Source organism: Leifsonia sp. McL0618 (assembly GCF_049994905.1).
Taxonomy (GTDB): Bacteria; Actinomycetota; Actinomycetes; order Actinomycetales; family Microbacteriaceae; genus Diaminobutyricibacter.
Genome location: NZ_CP188258.1, coordinates 4,047,489 through 4,065,063, shown reverse-complemented (window position 1 = coordinate 4,065,063; position 17,575 = coordinate 4,047,489). Strand labels below are relative to the sequence as shown.

Sequence of the window (17,575 nt, the reverse complement as noted above, 5' to 3'; positions counted from 1 at the left end):
GGCGCTCACCGCCTGACCGGATCGTCTCCGTCGACGTCGAGCTGCGAGCGGAAGAGGAAGCCTTCCCAGTCTCCCGGGTGCGTGCACGCGGCCGCGCCCGTCCGTACCGCGAGGTCGAGGCGTTGGTCGATCCCGCCCCCGAGCAGCCATTCGGCGAGGTAGCCCGCGACGAACGCATCGCCGGCGCCGACCGTGTCCACCACCGGGACCGGGAGCGCATCGCGCCAGGTCGCCTTCTCGCCGCATACGGCGACGGCGCCATCGGCACCCAGGGTGATCACGACCTCCTCCGGGCCCAGCTTTGCGATTTCAGCGGCGAGCCCGAGCGGGGCCGTGACCGGATCGCTCGCGAGGATCGCAGCCTCGTCGGCTCCTGCGAAGACAAGGCGTGACGCTGAAGCGAACTCCCGGTAGAGCGGCGCGGGATCTTCGTCGGGCCAGAGGGTCGACCGATGGTTGACGTCGAACGAAATGGGCACGCCGGCGGCCTGCGCGCGGGCCACCGCGACGCGAACGGTCGCTCGGGCGCTCGGGGAGAGCGCGGGGGTGATGCCGGTCAGGTGGAGCAGCGAGAAAGAGCCGATGTCGACGGGGTCGAGGTCGCTGGGGCGCAACCGACTGCCTGCACTGCCCGCACGATGGTAGGTCACGAAGGTACGGCCGGGGCTCGGATGCTCTTTGATGAGGAGCCCGGTCGGTGCTGTTGTATCGATGGGGGCGACGACCTGTACGCCCTCCGCCCGGAGCTCGCGCGTGACCCGCCTGCCGAGCCCGTCGTCGCCGACGCGTCCGAGCCAGGTGACGGATATCCCGAGGCGCGCGAGCCCGATGGCCACGTTGGATTCCGCCCCTCCTGTGCCGACGAGGAGGTCGGGCAGTTGCGCAAGCGATCCGATCCCGCTCGTGCGCAGGACGCCGAGCCCCTCGCCGAGCGTCAGTACGGATGGCCCGGTCACGACGACAGTTTCTCGACGGATTCGCGGCTGCGTCGCTCGATCTCGGTGAACGCGCCATCGGCGATGAGGGCGCGCGTCGCCATCCAGCTGCCGCTGACCGCGAAGACGGCAGGAACGGCGAGGTAGTCGGAGGCGTTCTCGGCCGTCACGCCGCCACTGGGCAGGAAGGTCGCGTCTGGAAACGGTCCGCTGAGTGCTGCGATCGCTGCAGGTCCGCCCAGCTGTGCGGCCGGGAAGAACTTGACGCGGGAGATCCCGATCCGTGCGGCGCGCATGACCTCGGTCGCGGTCGCCACGCCCGGAAGGACTTCCAGGCCCCGCTCGAGCGAGCGTTCCACCACGTCCTGGGCGAAGCCGGGACTCACGACGAAACGAGCTCCTGCGTCGGCTGCACGGTCGACGTCGTCGGTCGTGAGAACTGTCCCGGCCCCGACGGTGAAGCCTGCGATGCTCGAGGTCGCCCGGATCGCGTCGACGGCGGCGGTCGTGCGAAACGTGATCTCAGCGCAGGCGATCCCGCCCCCGAGAAGTGCGCCGACAAGGTCGACCGCCTGTGCGGCATCGTCGATGACGATGACGGGCACGATGATCTGGCCGTCGAGGGTCATCGTCCCAGCCACCCGCCGTCGACGGGCAGCACCACCCCGGACACGTAGTCGGACGCCGACGACGAAAGGAACACGGTGGCACCGGCCAGGTCGTCGGGGTTGCCCCACCGTCCCGCCGGGATGCGATCGACGATGGCACGGGAGCGACCGGGATCTGATCGTAGCGCTGCCGTGTTGTCGGTGGCGATGTATCCGGGTGCGATCGCATTGACGTTCACGCCGCGCTCCGTCCACTCATTTGCGAGAGCTTTCACGAGCCCTGCGATGCCGGACTTGGCCGCAGCATATCCCGGAACGTTGATGCCGCCCTGGAAGCTCAGCAGGCTGGCAGTGAAGACGATCTTCCCCCGGCCGCGTTCGAGCATCCCGTGGGCGAGCGCCTGGGTGAGGACGAACTGGCTGGACAGGTTGACAGCGATCACGCGATCCCAGAGCTCGAGGGCGTGCTGTTCCGCCGGCTGGCGCTCGATGGTCCCGGCGTTGTTGATGAGGATGTCGACCCCCCGGTCCCGGAGGTCGTCGCCGAGGGCGATGACCGCGTCCCGATCGGCGAAGTCCACTGCACGGGCTTCGAAGGACCGGCCGTGTGAAGCGACCGTGTCGGCGATGGCGCTGCCTTGCGGCGGGATGCCCGAACTCACCCCGATGATGTCGGCGCCCGCAGCCGCAAGGGCGGTGGCCATGGCGAAGCCGATGCCCCTGCTCGCACCGGTAACCACCGCAAGGGAGCCCGTGAGATCGAACAGCCCGCTCATCGGTCCTCGTCCTGCCCGGCCTGGACATCGACCAGCACCTTCATCGCCCGCCCGCTCTCGAGATCGTCGAAGGCGGCCCGAGTCTCGGAGAGAGGCACGATCGCAGTGATGAGCACGTCGCTGGGGATCGTTCCGTCCGCAACGAGTTCGACGGCCCGCTCGAAATCGGTGCGCTGGTAGACGCGCGCGCCGAGGATGCGCAGCTCACGCCAGAAGAGGCGTTGCAGGTCGATTTCGCGGGGTGTGGGGTGGATGGCCACCACCACGAGCGTGCCGCGGACCTTGGCAAGAGACGTGGCCCCGAGAACAGCGGCTGCGGAGCCCGAAACTTCGAAGACCACGTCGGCTCCGACGCCGCTCGTCCACGCGTCCACCCACGCCACCTGGTCGGTTTCCCGGGGATCGAGCGTTTCGAACCCGAGCGCCGCGATCTGGGCCCGTCTCCGAGGGTCGAGCTCTATCACGGCGACGTCGGCGCCGAACGCCTGGGCGACGGTGGCGATCAGGACGCCGATCGGCCCTCCGCCGATCACGACCGCCTTGTCACCGGCCACCAGCTCGGATCGCCGCACGTCGTGCACGGCGACGGCGACCGGTTCGACCAGTGCGGCGGCATCCAGAGCGATCCCGGCGGGAAGCGCTACGAGCGTCGCAGCGGGCACATTCCAGAGCGGCTGGAGCGCACCGGGCGAGTCGATGCCGATGAAGTCGAGGTTCTGGCAGATGTGCTGGTTGCCGGCGAGGCAGGCCGGGCAGGTGCCGTCCCAGTCGAGGGGCATGACCGTGACGGCCTGGCCGACGGTCCAGCCGGTCACACCGGCACCGACCGCGGCGACGATACCGCTCATCTCGTGGCCGAACACGAGCGGCAGATGCACGCGAGCATCCATGTTGCCGTGGAGGATGTGCAGGTCGGTCCCGCACAGGCCGACGTAGGCGACCCGGAGCTGGACCTGGCCGGGGCCGGGTGGGGCCGGCTCGGCTTCCGCGATCGCGATCGTCGAGTTGCCGGTGTAGGCGGCGGTCAGCATTGAGCCTCCATTTTCGAGCTTTGGTCAAACCAATTTCGTCGTAATGCCTCAATCATCGCAGGTTAATGGTAAATCGGCGAGGGTTGGTCTAACCTTTAGGAAGTCTTGTTCCAATGGAGGTTCCCTCGATGCTCAGCCGCACCCTACGATCGACCCTGTCGCTGACCGAACTCGGGATGGGCGCCGCCCAGCTCGGCAACCTGTTTCGTGAGACCTCCGACGAGGAGGCCTCGGCGGCTGTCGACGCGGCGTGGGATGCGGGCATCCGCTACTTCGATACGGCCCCGCACTACGGTGTCGGCCTCTCTGAGCGCCGCCTCGGGGCCGCGCTCTCGACGCGGCCGCGCGACGAGTTCGTGCTCTCCACCAAGGTCGGCCGGCTGCTGGTGCCGAGCGGGTACCCGGAGGGGACCATGGACGAGGAAGGCTTCATCGTCCCGGCCACACTGCGCCGCGAGTGGGATCTCAGTCGTGACGGCATCCGCCGCTCCCTCTTCGAAAGCCTCGAACGTCTCGGGCTCGATCGCATCGACATCGCGTACCTGCACGATCCCGACGAGCGCGGCGACCAGGCGAACGCCGAGGCCATCCCCGCTCTGATCGAACTGCGCGACGAGGGCGTGCTCCGCGCAGTCGGCGCCGGCATGAACCAGTCGGCGATGCCCGCGGAATTCGTGCGCCGCCACGACGTCGACGTCATCATGCTGGCCGGGCGCTACACCCTGCTCGAGCAGGGTGCACTCGACGACCTCCTCCCGGTCGCCGAAGCACGAGGGGTCGGCATCGTGGCTGCCGCCGTCTACAACTCCGGGCTCCTGGCCACGCCGCGACCACCCGCCGACGCTCACTACGACTATGCGCAGGCGCCCGCTGACCTCCTCGCGCATGCGAACGCTCTCGCGGATGTCTGCGAGGAGTTCGGCATCACCCTGCCCGAGGCCGCCATCGCGTTCCCCCTCCGCCACCCGGCCGTCGTGTCGGTCGTCGTCGGGCTGAGGACGGCCGCCCAGGTGGCCGGAACGGTGGCGCGCTACGAAGCGGTCATCCCCGAGGAGTTCTGGAACGCCCTCACCGAACGCGGCCTGGTCCGCCGTGCCTGACCTGTCAGTCCTGGGTGGTCTCGGCCGCCGCGCCGCCGAGACCCTCCAGGTTCGCCGCCGTGAACTCTTCGACCCCGAGCACATGGACGCTCATCCGGATGCGCGCCCGGTCGGGGTCGCGCGCCGCCAGCGCATCGAGGATCGCGCGGTGCTCCCGCTGCGTCTCCTGCACCGCACCCTGCTGGTGGATGGCCCGCCACAGCCGCGCGCGCGCCGTGCGCCCCACGAGCGCTTCGATGATCGCCGCGAACGCCGGGTTGCCGCTGGCCCGCGCGATCAGCCGGTGGAAGTCGGTGTCCACGTCGATCGTGGCCTCGATGTCGATGTCCGTTCCGCCATCGAGAAGCGACTGCCCGGCGTCCAGGATGCGCTCCGCCTCGGCGATGTCCGCATCCGTCATGCGCACCGCGGCGTGCGCCGCCGCCTCCGGCTCCAGCACACGTCGAACGCCGAGCAGGTGCACACTGTCTTCCGGGCTCTGCAGTTCGGTGAGCATCCCGAGCGGCGCGGACAGTTGCCCGGGGCCGAGGGAGGTCACGTAGGTTCCGTCACCCTGCCGCGTTTCGAGCACGCCCAGGATCACGAGCGCGCGGACTCCTTCGCGCAGCGGCCCGCGGGAGACGCCGAGCAGTCCGCTCAGTTCCCGTTCGGCGGGCAGTTTGGAACCGGCGCCGAGCCGACCACTGGTGATCATGTCGCGGATGCCGTCGATCACGACATTCGAGCGGGAGCGGGGCGGAATGTCCTCGGGTGCGTTCGTTGCCATGCGCACAGCTTAGGAGTCATCAGACCAATCGACCGTCGCGAGGGGAGAACCGCATGACCGGGATCATCGACGCCCATCAGCACGTCTGGACTCTCGACCGGGCCGAATACGCCTGGCTGGGACCGGAGGCCGGCGTGCTGTACCGCTCCTTCGACATGTCCGACGTGCTGCCGGAGTTCGACGCCGCCGGCGTGACGGGCACCGTGCTCGTGCAGTCCGCCGACAACGACGCCGACACCGATTTCATGTTCGAGGTCGCCCGGCGCAACCCCGTGGTGGCCGGCGTGGTCGGATGGGTCCCGCTCGACGATCCCGACCGCGCAGCCGTGCGGCTGGCCGAGTTGCAGCGCGAGCCGCTGTTCTGCGGCGTCCGCGCGCTCATCCACGATCAGGCCGACCCGCACTTCCTCGCGCGCCCCGACGTCGACGACACGCTCGGCCTGCTCGAAGACGCGGGCGTTCCGTTCGACGTCGTCGGTGTGCTGCCCGAGCACCTGCGGGCCGTGCTCGCGATCTCGGAACGGCATCCGCGCCTGGCGATGGTGCTCGACCACCTGAACAAGCCCCCGATCGGCCTCGACGACCCGGAGCCCTGGTCGTCCCTGATCGGCGAAGTGGCCGGGAATCCTCTGGTCCGCGGCAAGGTCTCCGGGCTGTACTCGGCTGCGGGCCAGCCCGGAGACTGGACCGTCGAATCGGTGCGCCCCGTCTTCGATCGCGCGCTCGAGGTCTTCGGCGCCGATCGCCTCATGTACGGCGGCGACTGGCCGGTCTCGCTGATCGCCGGCGGATACGCACGGGTCTGGCAGGGCATCTCCGAGCTGCTCACCGGGCTGGGCGCCGACGACCGGCGCGCCATTCTCGCGGGCACCGCCCGCTCGTTCTACCGACTGGACAACACGAAAGGCAACGCATGACCGAAACGTTCACCCTCGCCCGCCTCGGCGCACCCGGCGAGGAGATCCCCGTGGTGCGCCACGCTGGGCGCACCCTCGATGCGCGCTCCGTCACGCCCGACTTCGACGGAGCCTTCTTCGGCGCCGGCGGCCTGGAGCGTGTGGCGGACGCGCTGGCCACGCTCCCCGAATTCGACCCAGGAACGCTCCGCGTCGGCGCCCCGATCGCCCGCCCCGGCAAGATCGTCTGCATCGGCCTCAACTACAGCGACCACGCCGAGGAGACGGGGCAGGCGCTCCCGGCCGAGCCCGTCGTCTTCATGAAGGACCCGACCACGATGGTCGGACCATTCGACGATGTGCTCATTCCGCGCGCATCCACGAAAACCGACTGGGAGGTCGAGCTCGGCGTCGTCATCGGGTCGACCGCCCGGTACCTGGATTCGCCCGCCGACGCGCTCGCTCATGTCGCCGGCTATGCCGTGTCGAACGACGTCTCCGAGCGCGAGTTCCAGCTCGAACGCGGCGGCCAGTGGGACAAAGGCAAGAGCTGCGAGACGTTCAACCCGTTCGGGCCCGACCTGGTTCCGGCCTCCCAGGTGGCCGATCCCCAGCAACTCGGCCTGCGCCTGCGGGTCAACGGCGAGGTGCGGCAAGCCGGCACGACCGCGAACATGCTCTTCTCGGTCGCCCACGTCGTCTGGTACCTGAGCCAGTTCATGGTGCTGCACCCCGGCGACGTCATCAACACCGGCACCCCCGCCGGTGTCGCGCTCGGCATCCCCGGCACCCCGTACCTGCGGGCCGGCGACGTCGTCGAACTCGAGATCGACGGGCTCGGACAGGCCCGGCAGAGGATGGTGCAGGCGTGAACGACTTCGAGAACCTCGTCGCTGTGGTCACCGGCGGGGCATCGGGCATCGGGCTCGCGACGGCACAGACCCTGGCGGCTCGCGGAGCCCGGGTCGCGGTGCTGGACCGGGCGACTGAGGCGGTGCGGCATCCGCTCGTCGCCTTCGAAGCCGACGTGACCGACCGTGCGAGCGTGCAGCGGGCCATCGCATCCGTCGCCAAGGCGTTCGGGCGCATCGACATCGTCGTCAACAACGCCGGGATCAGCGCGGTCGGGACCGTCGAGGAGAATGACGACGCCGAATGGGCGCGCGTTCTCGACGTGAACGTCACCGGGATGGCGCGGGTGACGGCGGCAGCGCTGCCGTGGCTGCGGCTTTCCCCGTCTGCGTCGGTCGTGAACCTGTGTTCCATCGCCGCCCTGAACGGCCTGCCGCAGCGCGCACTCTACGCGGCGTCGAAAGGTGCCGTGCTCGCGCTCACCTACGCAATGGCGACCGATCACATCGCCGAGGGCATCCGCGTGAACTGCGTGAGCCCTGCGACCGTCGCCACTCCGTTCGTCGACCGGATGCTCGAGGGCTTCGCCGACCCCGTCGCGGAGCGTGCCGCCCTCGACGCGCGCCAGGCGACCGGGCGCATGGTGCAGCCGTCGGAGGTCGCGGATGCGGTCGCCTTCCTCGCGAGCCCGATGTCCGGTTCTGTCACGGGCACAGCCCTCGAGGTCGACGGCGGAATGACGCACCTGCGCGTGCGTCCGGCAGGGGGACGCAAATGACACGGATCACCGCGGTCGACGTCTACGACCTGCGCTTTCCCACGTCGCTGAGCGCTGACGGCTCCGATGCGATGAACAAGGACGCCGACTATTCTGCGGCCTATGTGGTGCTGCGCACCGATGCGCCGGATGTCGAGGGCTTCGGCTTCACCTTCACCATCGGCCGTGGCAACGACATCTGCGTGCTCGCAGCACAGCAGCGCGCCGAACCGCTGATCGGCCGCAGCGTCGAGGAGCTCGTCGGAGACCTCGGCGGCATCTACCGCGAGCTGAAGTCGGACTCCCAGCTGCGCTGGCTCGGCCCGGAGAAGGGGGTCGAGCACCTCGCGCTCGCCGCGGTCATGAACGCCCTGTGGGATCTCGCTGCCCGCCAGGCCGGCAAGCCGCTGTGGCGACTGCTCGCCGACATGTCGCCCGAGCAGCTCGTCGACGTGGCCGACCTGCAATACCTCTCCGATGTGCTGACGCGCGACGAGGCGATCGCGATCCTGGCCGAGCTGGAACCGACGCGGGCCGCACGGATCGCCGAGCTCGACGCATCCGGTTACCCCTGCTACACGACGAGCGCCGGCTGGCTCGGCTACTCGGACGACAAGCTGCGGCGGCTGTGCCAGGAAGCGATGGATGCGGGCTATCGCCATGTGAAGCTGAAGGTCGGCGCATCGCTGGAGGACGACATCCGTCGCTGCCGGATCGCCCGCGAGGTGATCGGCTGGGACGCGAACCTGATGATCGACGCCAACCAGGTGTGGGATGTGCCGGAGGCGATCGAGTGGGTACAGGCGCTCGCCGGGTTCAAGCCGCTCTGGATCGAAGAGCCGACCAGCCCCGACGACGTGCTTGGGCACGCGGCCATCCGGCGGGCGGTCGCGCCGATCGGCGTCGCGACCGGTGAACACGGCATGAACCGCGTGCTGTTCAAGCAGCTGTTCCAGGCCGGGGCGATCGACTTCTGCCAGCTCGACTCCGCCCGGCTCGCGAGCATCAACGAAATTCTCGCGGTGTACCTGATGGCGAAGAAGTTCGACGTTCCGGTGTGCCCGCACGCCGGCGGCGTCGGACTCTGCGAGCTGGTGCAGCACTTGTCGGTGTTCGACTATGTCGCGGTGTCCGGTTCGCTCGAAAACCGCGTGACGGAGTACGTCGACCACCTGCACGAGCATTTCGTCGACCCGTGCATCGTCGAGAACGGCGCCTACGTGCTGCCGTCGCAGCCCGGCTACAGCGCCGAGATCTACGAGACGACGCTCGCCGAGTACGCGTTCCCCGACGGCACCTACTGGCGGCAGGCGCGCCAGGAGAACCCCGTTGTCACGACGCAGCGAACTTCTGGATGAACTCCGTCTGGGCGACCAGCATGCGCTCGATCTCGGCAGGGTCGACCGACTCGTCGGAGGCGTGGATGCGTGACTTCTCGGTGTCCTCGACGCCCCACAGCACGATCGCAGCGCCGGGAGCGACCTTCTGCAGCGACGCGACGAGGGGGATGGACGCCCCGCTGCCGATCGACTCGACCGGCGCCCCGTAGGCATCCGTCAGCGCCTCTTTCGCCGCGACGATCGCCGGGTGGGACTCGTCCACCGCGAACGGGTGACCCGTCTTGATCTTCTCGACGACGACCTCGCAGTTCCAGGGCCGTTGCGCGCGCAGGTGCGCCATCAGCGCCTCGAGCTGCGCATCCGCATCCGAGCCGGGGATGATGCGCATCGACAGTTTCGCGACCACCTCCGGCAGGAGCACATTGGATGCTTCTGCCGTGTTCGGCAGGTCCATGCCGAGTACCGTGACCGACGGCTTCATCCAGATGCGGTCGGACAGCGACCCGGTTCCGAGGAACTCGACACCCGGCAGGATGGCGGAGCCGTCGCGGTACACCGCTTCGTCCATCGCCGCGCCGGTCCACCGGCCGCTGTCGACCCCCGGGATGACCGTGTCGCCGTTCTCGTCGTGCAGGGTGTCGAGGATGCGGATCATGGCGGTCATCGCATCCGGGGCCGCGCCGCCGAACATACCGGAGTGCACCGGGTTCGCGAGGGTGCGCACCGTGAGCGTGCAGGCGACGTCGCCGCGCAGTGCGGTGGTGAGGCCGGGGCGGCCGACCGCCTGCGGGCCGATGTCGGCGATCACCGCGACATCGCATCCGAACAGGTCGGGGTTCGCTTCGACGAACTCCTCCAGGTGCGAGATCGTCTCCTCTTCGCCTTCGACGAGGATCTTGACATGGCACGGCCGATCGGGGCCGAGGAGCTTGAGCGTGCCGTAGTGGATGACGAGCCCGGACTTGTCGTCCGCCGCCCCGCGGCCGTAGATGCGGCCGTCGTCCTTGGTCACCGGCTCGAACGGCTCGCTCTTCCAGCCCTGGCTGGCCGGCGCCGGCTGCACGTCGTAGTGGGCGTAGAGCATGACGGTCGGCGAACCCTCGGGGCCCGGCAGGTCCGCGTAGACGCACGGATAGCCGCCGGGCACGTCGAGCAGGTGCACGCCGGCCGCGCCGGCCGCCTCGAACAGTTCCACCACCGCATCGCCCATGCGGTGGACGGGTTCGGGGTCGAACCCGGGGAAGGCGACCGAGGGGATGCGCACCAGCGTCTCCAGCCGCGCGAGCACGTCGGGCATCAGCGCCGATGCGCCGGCTTTCGTTGAGTCGGACATTGTTCCTCCGTTGCGTTTCGAGGGAGATCAGTGGACGAACAGCTGGATGATCAGGCCCGACGCCACCACCGCGACCCACGAGACGAGCATGGGTATCGTGAACGAGTGCCACACCGGTACCTGGGTGAGGTGCGTCGAGCCTGTCCTGTCGGTCTCGACCGAGGCGATCTGACCGCCGTTCGCCGGGAACAGCCACACGCCGATCAGTGAAGGCCACATCGCCGTGATGATCCCGGGAGCGAGGCCCGCGGTGATCGCGATCGGGATCAGCGTGTTCGTCGTCGCGGACTGGCTGGTGGTGAGGCCACAGACGATGAAGAGGGCGACAGCCAGCCAGAGGGGCTGGGCCTTGATGAGCTCGCCGAGCGGCTTGATGATCGTCTCCTCGTTCGCCGAGATGAACGTGTCGGCCATCCAGGCGATCCCGAAAAGTGCCACTGCAGCGACGTAGCCCGCCTTGAGCAGCGGCTGCTCGACGACCAGTGACGGCTTCACGCGGCGCACGAGGATGATGACCAGGGCGGCGGTGAACATCACCATCTCGATCACCGTCGTCATCGAGAGCGGGACGAGGTTTCCCTCGGCGTCGGGGAATGCGGGCCGCAGCCCGGAGAACAGGCCGAGCAGGACGATGAGGAACGTGCCCGACATGAAGATCCACGCGGCGGTCTTTCCGCCCGGGGGCACCGTGTGCTCGATGGGCAGCGGCGCCGGCTTCGAGCCCTTCGGCGCACCTTCTTTGACCGCGACGACAGGTCCGGATCCTTCACCGCCGACCGCGGCATACTGGCTCGTGAGCGCGGCGGGAACCTCGACGGTGCCCTCTTCGACGCGCTTCTGGAACTTCGGATCGTCGACCAGCTCCTTGCCGATGCGCTGCTGCACGACCGAGGTCGCGATGCAGGCGATGATCGCCGAGGGGATGGTGATGAGCAACACCTGTGGGAGCGAGAACCCTTCCTTCTCGATGAGCACCAGGTAGGCCGCCATCGCCGCCGAGACCGGGCTGGCCGTGATGCCGAGGCCGGAGGTGACGGTCGACGAGGCGAGCGCCTTCTCCGGCCGCTGGCCGTTGCGATAGGCGGTCTCGTAGATGACCGGGATCAGGGCGATGAAGATGTTCGACGTGCCTGAGAGCACCGTGAACACGAAGGCCACCAGCGGCGCCACGAAGGTCAGTCGCCTGGGGTTGCGCTGGATGATCTTCGAGGCGATCGACACCAGGTAGTCGATGCCGCCTGCGGCCTGCATCGCCGACGACGCTGTGATGACCGCGATGATGATGAAGAACGCGTCGACCGGGGGTGAACCCGGTGGCAGGTGGAACACGAAGACCAGGATGGCCGTGCCGAACACGCCCCAGAGTCCGAGGCCGATACCGCCGGTCCTCACCCCCATGACGATGGCCCCGATGACGACGACCGCCTGCAGGATGATCACAAAGGTCTGCATGGGTACACCCCCCTTTTCGCATAAGGATGCACCTGCGCACCTTGTTTGGAAATAGCCCGATCAGGGTGATTTCGGCGCACGATCGGGCAGCAAGGATGCACCCATGGCCATTACAGACCCAACCAAGCGGATGACCGTCATGCAGGCCACGTTCATCGGCGTCGGCTCGATGGTCGGCGCCGGGATCTTCGCACTGCTGGGCGCCGCCGGGGCGGTTGCCGGGTCGGCCGTCTGGCTCTCATTCCTCATCGCCGGGATCATCGCCGCTCTGCAGGGATACTCCTTCGCCAAACTCGGCGCGAAGTATCCCTCGGGCGGAGGCCTGCTGACCTTCCTCTCGAAAGGGTTCGGGGAGGGCCACATCGCCGGCATCGGATCGTGGCTGTTCTTCACCGCGGGCTCGATCGTCGTCGCCATGATCGCATCGTCGTTCGGCGGGTACGCCAGCTCGGTCGTCGCGCACAGCGACCCGTTCTGGGCGAAGGTGCTGGGCATCGCGCTCATCCTGGTGATGAGCGGCCTGAACGCGATCGGATCGAACGCGGTCGCACGGGTGCAGTCGATCCTCGTCACCGCGGTGCTCATCATCCTGATCCTGTTCGCTGTGGTGACGATCGCGAACTGGAACCCGGCGCTGCTCGCGCCCAGTGGCTATCCGGGCGTTCAGGAGATCATCTCGAGCGTCGCCCTCACGTTCTTCGCCTTCCTCGGCTTCGGCGTCATCACGTTCACGGCCAAAGACCTTCCGGATCCATCCCGTCAGCTGCCGGTCGCGATCTACCTGGCGCTGGCGATCGCGACCACGGTCTACGTCGCCGTCTCGCTCGGGGTCTTCGGCACGCTCACCGCCGACGAGGTCGTCACGTACGGGCCGACCGCCATCGCAGAGGCGGCGAAGCCCACACTCGGCCAGGCGGGTTATGTGCTCATCGTGATCACCGCGCTCCTGTCGACGACGGGCGCCGTGAACGCCGGGCTGTACCCGTCGATCGGCATGACACGCCACCTCGCATCGATCGGGCAGTTCCCGCCTTTCTTCGGCGGATCGGTGCGTCGCTTCCCCGTCGGTCTGCTGGTGATGGCCGCCATCGCGATCATCCTGGTCGCCGGTTTCGACCTCACGAGCATCGCCTCGATCGGAAGCGCGGTCGCCCTGCTCATCTTCTCGACGGTGACCATCGGGCACTTCCGGTTGTACAAGGAGACCGGAGCCAGCGTCATCGTGCTGGTCATCTCGCTGATCGCGACCCTCGGCACGCTGATCGTCTTCTGCTTCACGACCCTGGTCAACGAGCCGACTACGGCGCTCGCCCTCCTCGTCGTGATCGCGCTCGCGGTGGTCGTCGACCTGGCGTGGAAGCGCGTGCGCGGCCGTCGCGTCGCCGGCCCGGCGGTCTAGTCGCCGACCCGTCGGTCCAGGTCGCCGACCCGTCGGTCCAGGACGTGTGCGGGGAGATACTTATCACTGGTATAGCGTTGCGTGGATCGAGAGGAGGAACGATGGCAGACGGATCGCGACCGAACGCCCGACCGACCCTCAAAACGGTCGCGCGTGAAGCCGGTGTGTCGACGACCACGGTCTCGTTCGTCCTTTCGGGTCGCGACGCCGGGATCAGCGAGGCGACTGCGCAACGTGTTCACGAAGCAGTGAAGCGCCTCGGCTACTACCCCAACAGCTCTGCGCGGGCGGTCAGGACCGGTCGCACCGGCCTGGTGATGCTGTCGCTGAACATGCTGAGCGACCCCTGGTCGCTAGCGCTGGCGGATGCGGTCAATTCCGCCGCCAAGAAGGCCGGGATAACGTCGATGATCCTCGCCGACGGGGACTGGTTCTCCGCCCTCGAACTCCAGAGCGCCGACGTCGCCTATGTCGGGCTCGGCCCGGACCTCGACGATGACGCGCGCAAACTCGCCACGATGGTCGAGCGCGGCCAGAAGATCGTCGTCTTCGACGAGGTGGTCGAGCCGAAGGGCTTCGACGTGATCCGCTCGAATTCCCTGCCGGGCTGCCGCATCGCGATCGAGCACCTTCTCGAACACCACACGGAGATCGCCTGCCTCACCTCCCGGGTGAACGCCCGCAACAACCCCTCACGGCTGACCGTCTACCGCGACGCCATGGCCGACGCCGGCCTGAGCGTGCGCGAGGACCGGATCGGGGTCTATGAGGAGACCCAGGCGGAAGCGTACGCGGTCGCGCTCGACCTGCTCTCGTCGCCGGACCGGCCGACGGCCATCTATGCGACGACCGATTTCGCCGCCATCGCGGCGATCAACGCTGCCCATCGGCTCGGTATCCGGGTGCCGGCGGACGTCGCCGTGATCGGTGTCGGCAACACGCCGGACGCAGGCCTGACCGAGCCGTCGCTCTCGACGGTCGGCCCCGTCGACCAGTTCGCGCGGATAGCCGACATCATCGTCCAGCGTGCGCTGGATGGGCCCGGCGAGGTCGGTGAGGGGACGCTCCACGAGCTCGACTGGACGCTGATCGCCCGGGAGTCGTCCCGCAGCTGAGCCGTGCCCGTTGTGCTCAATTTCACTGATCGTTATTTGCGCTCACTTGCATTGCTGTGTTACTTAATCGTTTTAGTAATTCTGCAGTCACACGCAAAACGATCAAAGGAGATTCAATGCAGCGACGCACCATCCGGGCCGTCGGGGCAGGAGTGGCCATCGCGGCCCTCGGGCTCATGGGGCTCACCGCCTGCTCGAGCGCAGCAGGCTCGAACGAGAAGGTCACGCTCACCTACGGCATCTGGGACAAGAACCAGGAGCCGGCGATGCAGCAGATCGTCTCGGCTTTCGAGAAGCAGAACCCCAACATCACGGTCAACATCGAGCTGACCCCGAACGCCGACTACTGGACGAAGCTGCAGACCGCGGCCTCGGCGGGCACTGCTCCGGACGTGTTCTGGATGAACGGGCCGAACTTCCAGCTCTACGCATCCAACGGACAGCTGGCGCCGCTCGACAACGTCAAGACCAGCGACTACCCGAAGGCGCTGACCGACCTGTACACGTACCAGGGCAAGGTCTACGGGGCGCCCAAGGACTTCGACACCGTCGGCGTCTGGTACAACAAGAAGCTCTTCGACGCTGCAGGCGTCGCCTACCCGAAGGCCGGCTGGACCTGGGATGACTTCACGGCCGACGCGAAAGCGCTGACCGGCAAGACCCCCGGCACCTTCGGCATCGCAGCTCCGCCGTACGGCCAGGAGAACTTCTACGACACCGTGGCCCAGGCCGGCGGCTACATCATCAGCCCGGACGGCAAGAAGTCCGGCTATGACGACCCCAAGACCATCCAGGGCGTGAAGTTCTGGGTCGACCTCGTGAAGGCGAAGGAGTCCCCGACGCTCCAGCAGATGACGGACACCTACTCGGCCGACCTCTTCACTTCGGGCAAGGTCGCGATGTACTGGGCCGGTTCGTGGAACCCCGGTGCCTTCGCCAAGTCGTCGATCGCGAGCAACATCGACGTCGCCCCCCTGCCGCAGGGTCCGGTCAGCAACCAGTCGATCATCCACGGCCTGGCGAACGTCGCCTCCGCCAAGAGCGCACACCTCGACGATGCGAAGAAGTTCGCCGCATTCGCGAGCGGAAAGATCGCAGCGGATGACATGGCCAAGTCTGGCGCGGTCATCCCGGCCTTCAACGGCAGCCAGGATGAGTGGGTCAAGTCCCTGCCGAACTTCAACCTGCAGGCGTACATGGACGAGGTCAAGACCGCGGTTCCCTACCCCGTGTCCAAGAACACCGCAGCGTGGAACACCGACGAGACGGCAGAGATGACGAAGATCTGGACTGGATCGGTCGACGTCGAGACGGGTCTGAAAGACCTCGCGGCGAAGATGAACGCAGACCTCGCCAAGGAATAACGACGTGTCACAGTCATCGACGATGACGCGGACGCAGGTGCCGGGCGAAACCCCGGCACCTGCGGCCCGGCGTCGCAAGCCGCTGCGGGATTCCGCCTGGTGGGCGCTCCTCTTCGTGGGGCCGACGGCCCTCGGACTGATCGCTTTCTACTTCTGGCCGATTCTTCGTACGGGCTACATGTCGCTCACCACCACCGGCGCCTTCGGCGGCGAGACCTGGGTGGGCATCTCGAACTTCGTGCAGCTCTTCACCACGCCCGACCTGCTCGGCGCCACCTGGAACTCCGCTCTGTTCACCCTGGTGGCGCTTCTCGGGATCCCGCTGGCGATCGTGATCGCCAGCCTGCTGAACACTCCGGGCCTGAAGGGCCGGAGCCTCTACCGTGTGCTCTACTTCGTGCCCGTGGTCACCATGCCCGCGGCGATCGCCCTGGTCTGGGCGTTCATCTACAACGGTGACTACGGTGTGCTGAACCAGGTGCTCCACGTGGTCGGAATCCAGGGGACGAGCTGGCTCGCCAACCCGTCGACGGCGCTCCTCGCCGTTGCGGTTGTCAGCATCTGGTCCACGATCGGCACGAACATCGTCATCTTCGTCGCCGGATTGCAGGGCATCCCGACGTCGCTCTATGAGGCAGCGAGCCTGGACGGCGCAGGTCCGACCCGTCGGTTCTTCTCCGTCACCCTCCCGCTGCTGAGCCCGAGCGTCTTCTTCGTCAGTGTCATCACGGTGATCGGAGCGCTCCAGGTCTTCGACCTGCTCTACGTCATGATCCCCACCGGGAGCCCGGCCAAGCAGGCGACCATGACGATCGTCTCCCTCTTCTACGAGGTGGGCTTCATCCGTAACCAGCGCGGGGTCGCGGCGGCGATCGCCATCGTGCTGATGGTGATCATCCTGATCCTCACGGCCATCCAGTTCCGGCTCCAGCGCAGGTGGGTTCACTATGAGTACTGACACGACCATGACGCGCACTGCGACCAGGGTCGAAACACCGGCAACTGTCGCAGTTTCAGCCCGCAAGCGCCGCCGCTCCCATCAGCCGTGGCTCGTGCACGCCCTCCTCATCGCCGGCGCGGTCATCATGATCTTCCCGTTCGTGTGGGAGGCGCTGACCGCGTTCAAGACCTTCGACGGGGCGCATGCGGTTCCGCCGCAGATCATCCCGAGCCCGTGGGACTTCGGCAACTTCGCGAAGGTGTTCGCCTCGATTCCGTTCCTCTCGATGCTGACGAACTCGGTTCTCCTCACGCTCGGCCGGGTCGCCGGCCAGGTCGTGCTGTGCACCATGGCGGGCTACGCTTTCGCACGGCTCCGGTTCCCCGGGCGCAACGTGATCTTCATCGCGTTCCTGTCCGTGCTCATGGTTCCGTCCCAGCTCTTCCTGCTCCCGCAGTTCGAAATCGTCGTGCGCCTCGGCTGGACGAACAGCCTCGCCGCACTGATCGTCCCGGGCATCTTCAGTGCATTCGGGTGCTTTCTGATGCGGCAGTTCTTCATGGCGCTCCCCAACGAGCTCGAGGAGGCGGCCCGCGTCGACGGCGCGAACCCGTGGCAGGTGTTCTACAAGGTGATGCTTCCACTCGCGAAACCGGGCATCATCGCGCTCGCGGTCTTCACCGCGCTGTGGTCGTGGAACGACCTGCTGTGGCCACTCGTCGTGACCTCGGATCCCACCAAGGAGCCGCTCACCGTCGGAATGGCCCAGCTCATCGGCCTCCACTTCACCGACTACCCGGTGCTGATGGCGGCGGCACTGCTCGCCTGCCTCCCCATGCTCATCGCATTTGCCTTCCTTCAGCGCCAGTTCATTCAGGGCATCGCGCTGACGGGAACGAAAGGATAGAACG

17 protein-coding genes are annotated in these 17,575 nt (G+C 67.6%); 10 read left to right on the top strand and 7 right to left on the bottom strand.

Going from position 1 to position 17,575, the window contains the following annotated elements:
• Nucleotides 1–5: 5 nt before the first annotated feature.
• From ACPPVQ_RS19485 to ACPPVQ_RS19470, 4 genes are read right to left on the bottom strand one after another with little or no spacing between them, the layout of a single operon-like run.
• Complete coding sequence (locus tag ACPPVQ_RS19485) at nt 6–956, bottom strand: sugar kinase (protein WP_426517025.1); 951 nt, start codon at nt 954–956, stop codon at nt 6–8.
• The gene (locus ACPPVQ_RS19480) at nt 953–1,564 is read right to left on the bottom strand and encodes a bifunctional 4-hydroxy-2-oxoglutarate aldolase/2-dehydro-3-deoxy-phosphogluconate aldolase (protein ID WP_426517023.1); all 612 of its coding nucleotides are present in this window, start codon (nt 1,562–1,564) and stop codon (nt 953–955) included. Before ACPPVQ_RS19480 ends, ACPPVQ_RS19485 begins: the two co-directional genes overlap by 4 nt.
• A complete protein-coding gene (locus ACPPVQ_RS19475; protein WP_426517021.1) occupies nt 1,561–2,319 on the bottom strand; it encodes an SDR family oxidoreductase in 759 nt (252 codons plus the stop codon). Before ACPPVQ_RS19475 ends, ACPPVQ_RS19480 begins: the two co-directional genes overlap by 4 nt.
• Complete coding sequence (locus ACPPVQ_RS19470; RefSeq protein WP_426517019.1) at nt 2,316–3,350, bottom strand: zinc-dependent alcohol dehydrogenase; 1,035 nt, start codon at nt 3,348–3,350, stop codon at nt 2,316–2,318. The genes ACPPVQ_RS19475 and ACPPVQ_RS19470 overlap by 4 nt, the downstream gene beginning before the upstream one ends.
• 128 nt (nt 3,351–3,478) lie before the next feature.
• On the opposite strand from ACPPVQ_RS19470, the gene ACPPVQ_RS19465 reads away from it, so the two are divergent.
• The gene (locus ACPPVQ_RS19465; RefSeq protein WP_426517017.1) at nt 3,479–4,450 is read left to right on the top strand and encodes an aldo/keto reductase; all 972 of its coding nucleotides are present in this window, start codon (nt 3,479–3,481) and stop codon (nt 4,448–4,450) included.
• A gap of 4 nt (nt 4,451–4,454) precedes the next feature.
• Here ACPPVQ_RS19465 and ACPPVQ_RS19460 read toward each other — a convergent pair whose 3' ends face one another.
• On the bottom strand, nt 4,455–5,216 hold the full coding sequence (locus ACPPVQ_RS19460) for a FadR/GntR family transcriptional regulator (RefSeq protein ID WP_426517015.1): 762 nt from the start codon (nt 5,214–5,216) through the stop codon (nt 4,455–4,457).
• 53 nt (nt 5,217–5,269) lie between these two features.
• Between ACPPVQ_RS19460 and ACPPVQ_RS19455 the strand changes: the two genes are divergently transcribed.
• The 4 genes from ACPPVQ_RS19455 to ACPPVQ_RS19440 are packed head-to-tail and all read left to right on the top strand — an operon-like array spanning nt 5,270 to nt 9,079.
• Entirely contained in the window at nt 5,270–6,133 is an 864-nt protein-coding gene (locus tag ACPPVQ_RS19455; protein WP_426517013.1) for an amidohydrolase family protein, read from the top strand.
• Entirely contained in the window at nt 6,130–6,984 is an 855-nt protein-coding gene (locus ACPPVQ_RS19450; RefSeq protein WP_426517011.1) for a fumarylacetoacetate hydrolase family protein, read from the top strand. The genes ACPPVQ_RS19455 and ACPPVQ_RS19450 overlap by 4 nt, the downstream gene beginning before the upstream one ends.
• Nucleotides 6,981–7,742, top strand: a complete 762-nt coding sequence (locus ACPPVQ_RS19445) for an SDR family NAD(P)-dependent oxidoreductase (protein ID WP_426517009.1) — start codon at nt 6,981–6,983, stop codon at nt 7,740–7,742. Before ACPPVQ_RS19450 ends, ACPPVQ_RS19445 begins: the two co-directional genes overlap by 4 nt.
• Nucleotides 7,739–9,079, top strand: coding sequence for an L-fuconate dehydratase (locus ACPPVQ_RS19440; protein ID WP_426517007.1), 1,341 nt, complete (start codon nt 7,739–7,741; stop codon nt 9,077–9,079). The genes ACPPVQ_RS19445 and ACPPVQ_RS19440 overlap by 4 nt, the downstream gene beginning before the upstream one ends.
• On the opposite strand, the gene ACPPVQ_RS19435 is transcribed toward ACPPVQ_RS19440, so the two are convergent.
• Complete coding sequence (locus tag ACPPVQ_RS19435; protein WP_426517005.1) at nt 9,054–10,394, bottom strand: M20/M25/M40 family metallo-hydrolase; 1,341 nt, start codon at nt 10,392–10,394, stop codon at nt 9,054–9,056. The genes ACPPVQ_RS19440 and ACPPVQ_RS19435 overlap by 26 nt on opposite strands.
• 27 nt (nt 10,395–10,421) lie before the next feature.
• On the bottom strand, nt 10,422–11,846 hold the full coding sequence (locus ACPPVQ_RS19430) for an anaerobic C4-dicarboxylate transporter (protein ID WP_426517003.1): 1,425 nt from the start codon (nt 11,844–11,846) through the stop codon (nt 10,422–10,424).
• A 103-nt stretch (nt 11,847–11,949) separates the two neighbouring features.
• On the opposite strand from ACPPVQ_RS19430, the gene ACPPVQ_RS19425 reads away from it, so the two are divergent.
• The 5 genes from ACPPVQ_RS19425 to ACPPVQ_RS19405 all read left to right on the top strand — a co-directional run bounded on the left by ACPPVQ_RS19425 (nt 11,950) and on the right by ACPPVQ_RS19405 (nt 17,571).
• Nucleotides 11,950–13,245, top strand: coding sequence for an APC family permease (locus ACPPVQ_RS19425; protein ID WP_426517001.1), 1,296 nt, complete (start codon nt 11,950–11,952; stop codon nt 13,243–13,245).
• A 101-nt stretch (nt 13,246–13,346) separates the two neighbouring features.
• Nucleotides 13,347–14,360, top strand: coding sequence for a LacI family DNA-binding transcriptional regulator (locus tag ACPPVQ_RS19420; protein WP_426516999.1), 1,014 nt, complete (start codon nt 13,347–13,349; stop codon nt 14,358–14,360).
• A 116-nt stretch (nt 14,361–14,476) separates the two neighbouring features.
• Nucleotides 14,477–15,724, top strand: coding sequence for an ABC transporter substrate-binding protein (locus ACPPVQ_RS19415; protein WP_426516997.1), 1,248 nt, complete (start codon nt 14,477–14,479; stop codon nt 15,722–15,724).
• A 4-nt stretch (nt 15,725–15,728) separates the two neighbouring features.
• Nucleotides 15,729–16,682, top strand: coding sequence for a carbohydrate ABC transporter permease (locus ACPPVQ_RS19410; protein ID WP_426516995.1), 954 nt, complete (start codon nt 15,729–15,731; stop codon nt 16,680–16,682).
• A complete protein-coding gene (locus tag ACPPVQ_RS19405; RefSeq protein WP_426516993.1) occupies nt 16,672–17,571 on the top strand; it encodes a carbohydrate ABC transporter permease in 900 nt (299 codons plus the stop codon). The genes ACPPVQ_RS19410 and ACPPVQ_RS19405 overlap by 11 nt, the downstream gene beginning before the upstream one ends.
• The last annotated feature ends 4 nt before the right edge of the window (nt 17,572–17,575 follow it).

What these genes read in the sequence shown, in the direction of transcription:
- ACPPVQ_RS19430 (WP_426517003.1), bottom strand. Translation starts at nt 11,846, where the DNA reads ATGCAGACCTTTGTGATCATCCTGCAGGCGGTCGTCGTCATCGGGGCC.
- ACPPVQ_RS19465 (WP_426517017.1), top strand. Translation starts at nt 3,479, where the DNA reads ATGCTCAGCCGCACCCTACGATCGACCCTGTCGCTGACCGAACTCGGG.
- ACPPVQ_RS19420 (WP_426516999.1), top strand. Translation starts at nt 13,347, where the DNA reads ATGGCAGACGGATCGCGACCGAACGCCCGACCGACCCTCAAAACGGTC.
- ACPPVQ_RS19470 (WP_426517019.1), bottom strand. Translation starts at nt 3,350, where the DNA reads ATGCTGACCGCCGCCTACACCGGCAACTCGACGATCGCGATCGCGGAA.
- ACPPVQ_RS19455 (WP_426517013.1), top strand. Translation starts at nt 5,270, where the DNA reads ATGACCGGGATCATCGACGCCCATCAGCACGTCTGGACTCTCGACCGG.
- ACPPVQ_RS19415 (WP_426516997.1), top strand. Translation starts at nt 14,477, where the DNA reads ATGCAGCGACGCACCATCCGGGCCGTCGGGGCAGGAGTGGCCATCGCG.
- ACPPVQ_RS19405 (WP_426516993.1), top strand. Translation starts at nt 16,672, where the DNA reads ATGAGTACTGACACGACCATGACGCGCACTGCGACCAGGGTCGAAACA.
- ACPPVQ_RS19440 (WP_426517007.1), top strand. Translation starts at nt 7,739, where the DNA reads ATGACACGGATCACCGCGGTCGACGTCTACGACCTGCGCTTTCCCACG.
- ACPPVQ_RS19435 (WP_426517005.1), bottom strand. Translation starts at nt 10,394, where the DNA reads ATGTCCGACTCAACGAAAGCCGGCGCATCGGCGCTGATGCCCGACGTG.
- ACPPVQ_RS19480 (WP_426517023.1), bottom strand. Translation starts at nt 1,564, where the DNA reads ATGACCCTCGACGGCCAGATCATCGTGCCCGTCATCGTCATCGACGAT.
- ACPPVQ_RS19425 (WP_426517001.1), top strand. Translation starts at nt 11,950, where the DNA reads ATGGCCATTACAGACCCAACCAAGCGGATGACCGTCATGCAGGCCACG.
- ACPPVQ_RS19460 (WP_426517015.1), bottom strand. Translation starts at nt 5,216, where the DNA reads ATGGCAACGAACGCACCCGAGGACATTCCGCCCCGCTCCCGCTCGAAT.
- ACPPVQ_RS19475 (WP_426517021.1), bottom strand. Translation starts at nt 2,319, where the DNA reads ATGAGCGGGCTGTTCGATCTCACGGGCTCCCTTGCGGTGGTTACCGGT.
- ACPPVQ_RS19450 (WP_426517011.1), top strand. Translation starts at nt 6,130, where the DNA reads ATGACCGAAACGTTCACCCTCGCCCGCCTCGGCGCACCCGGCGAGGAG.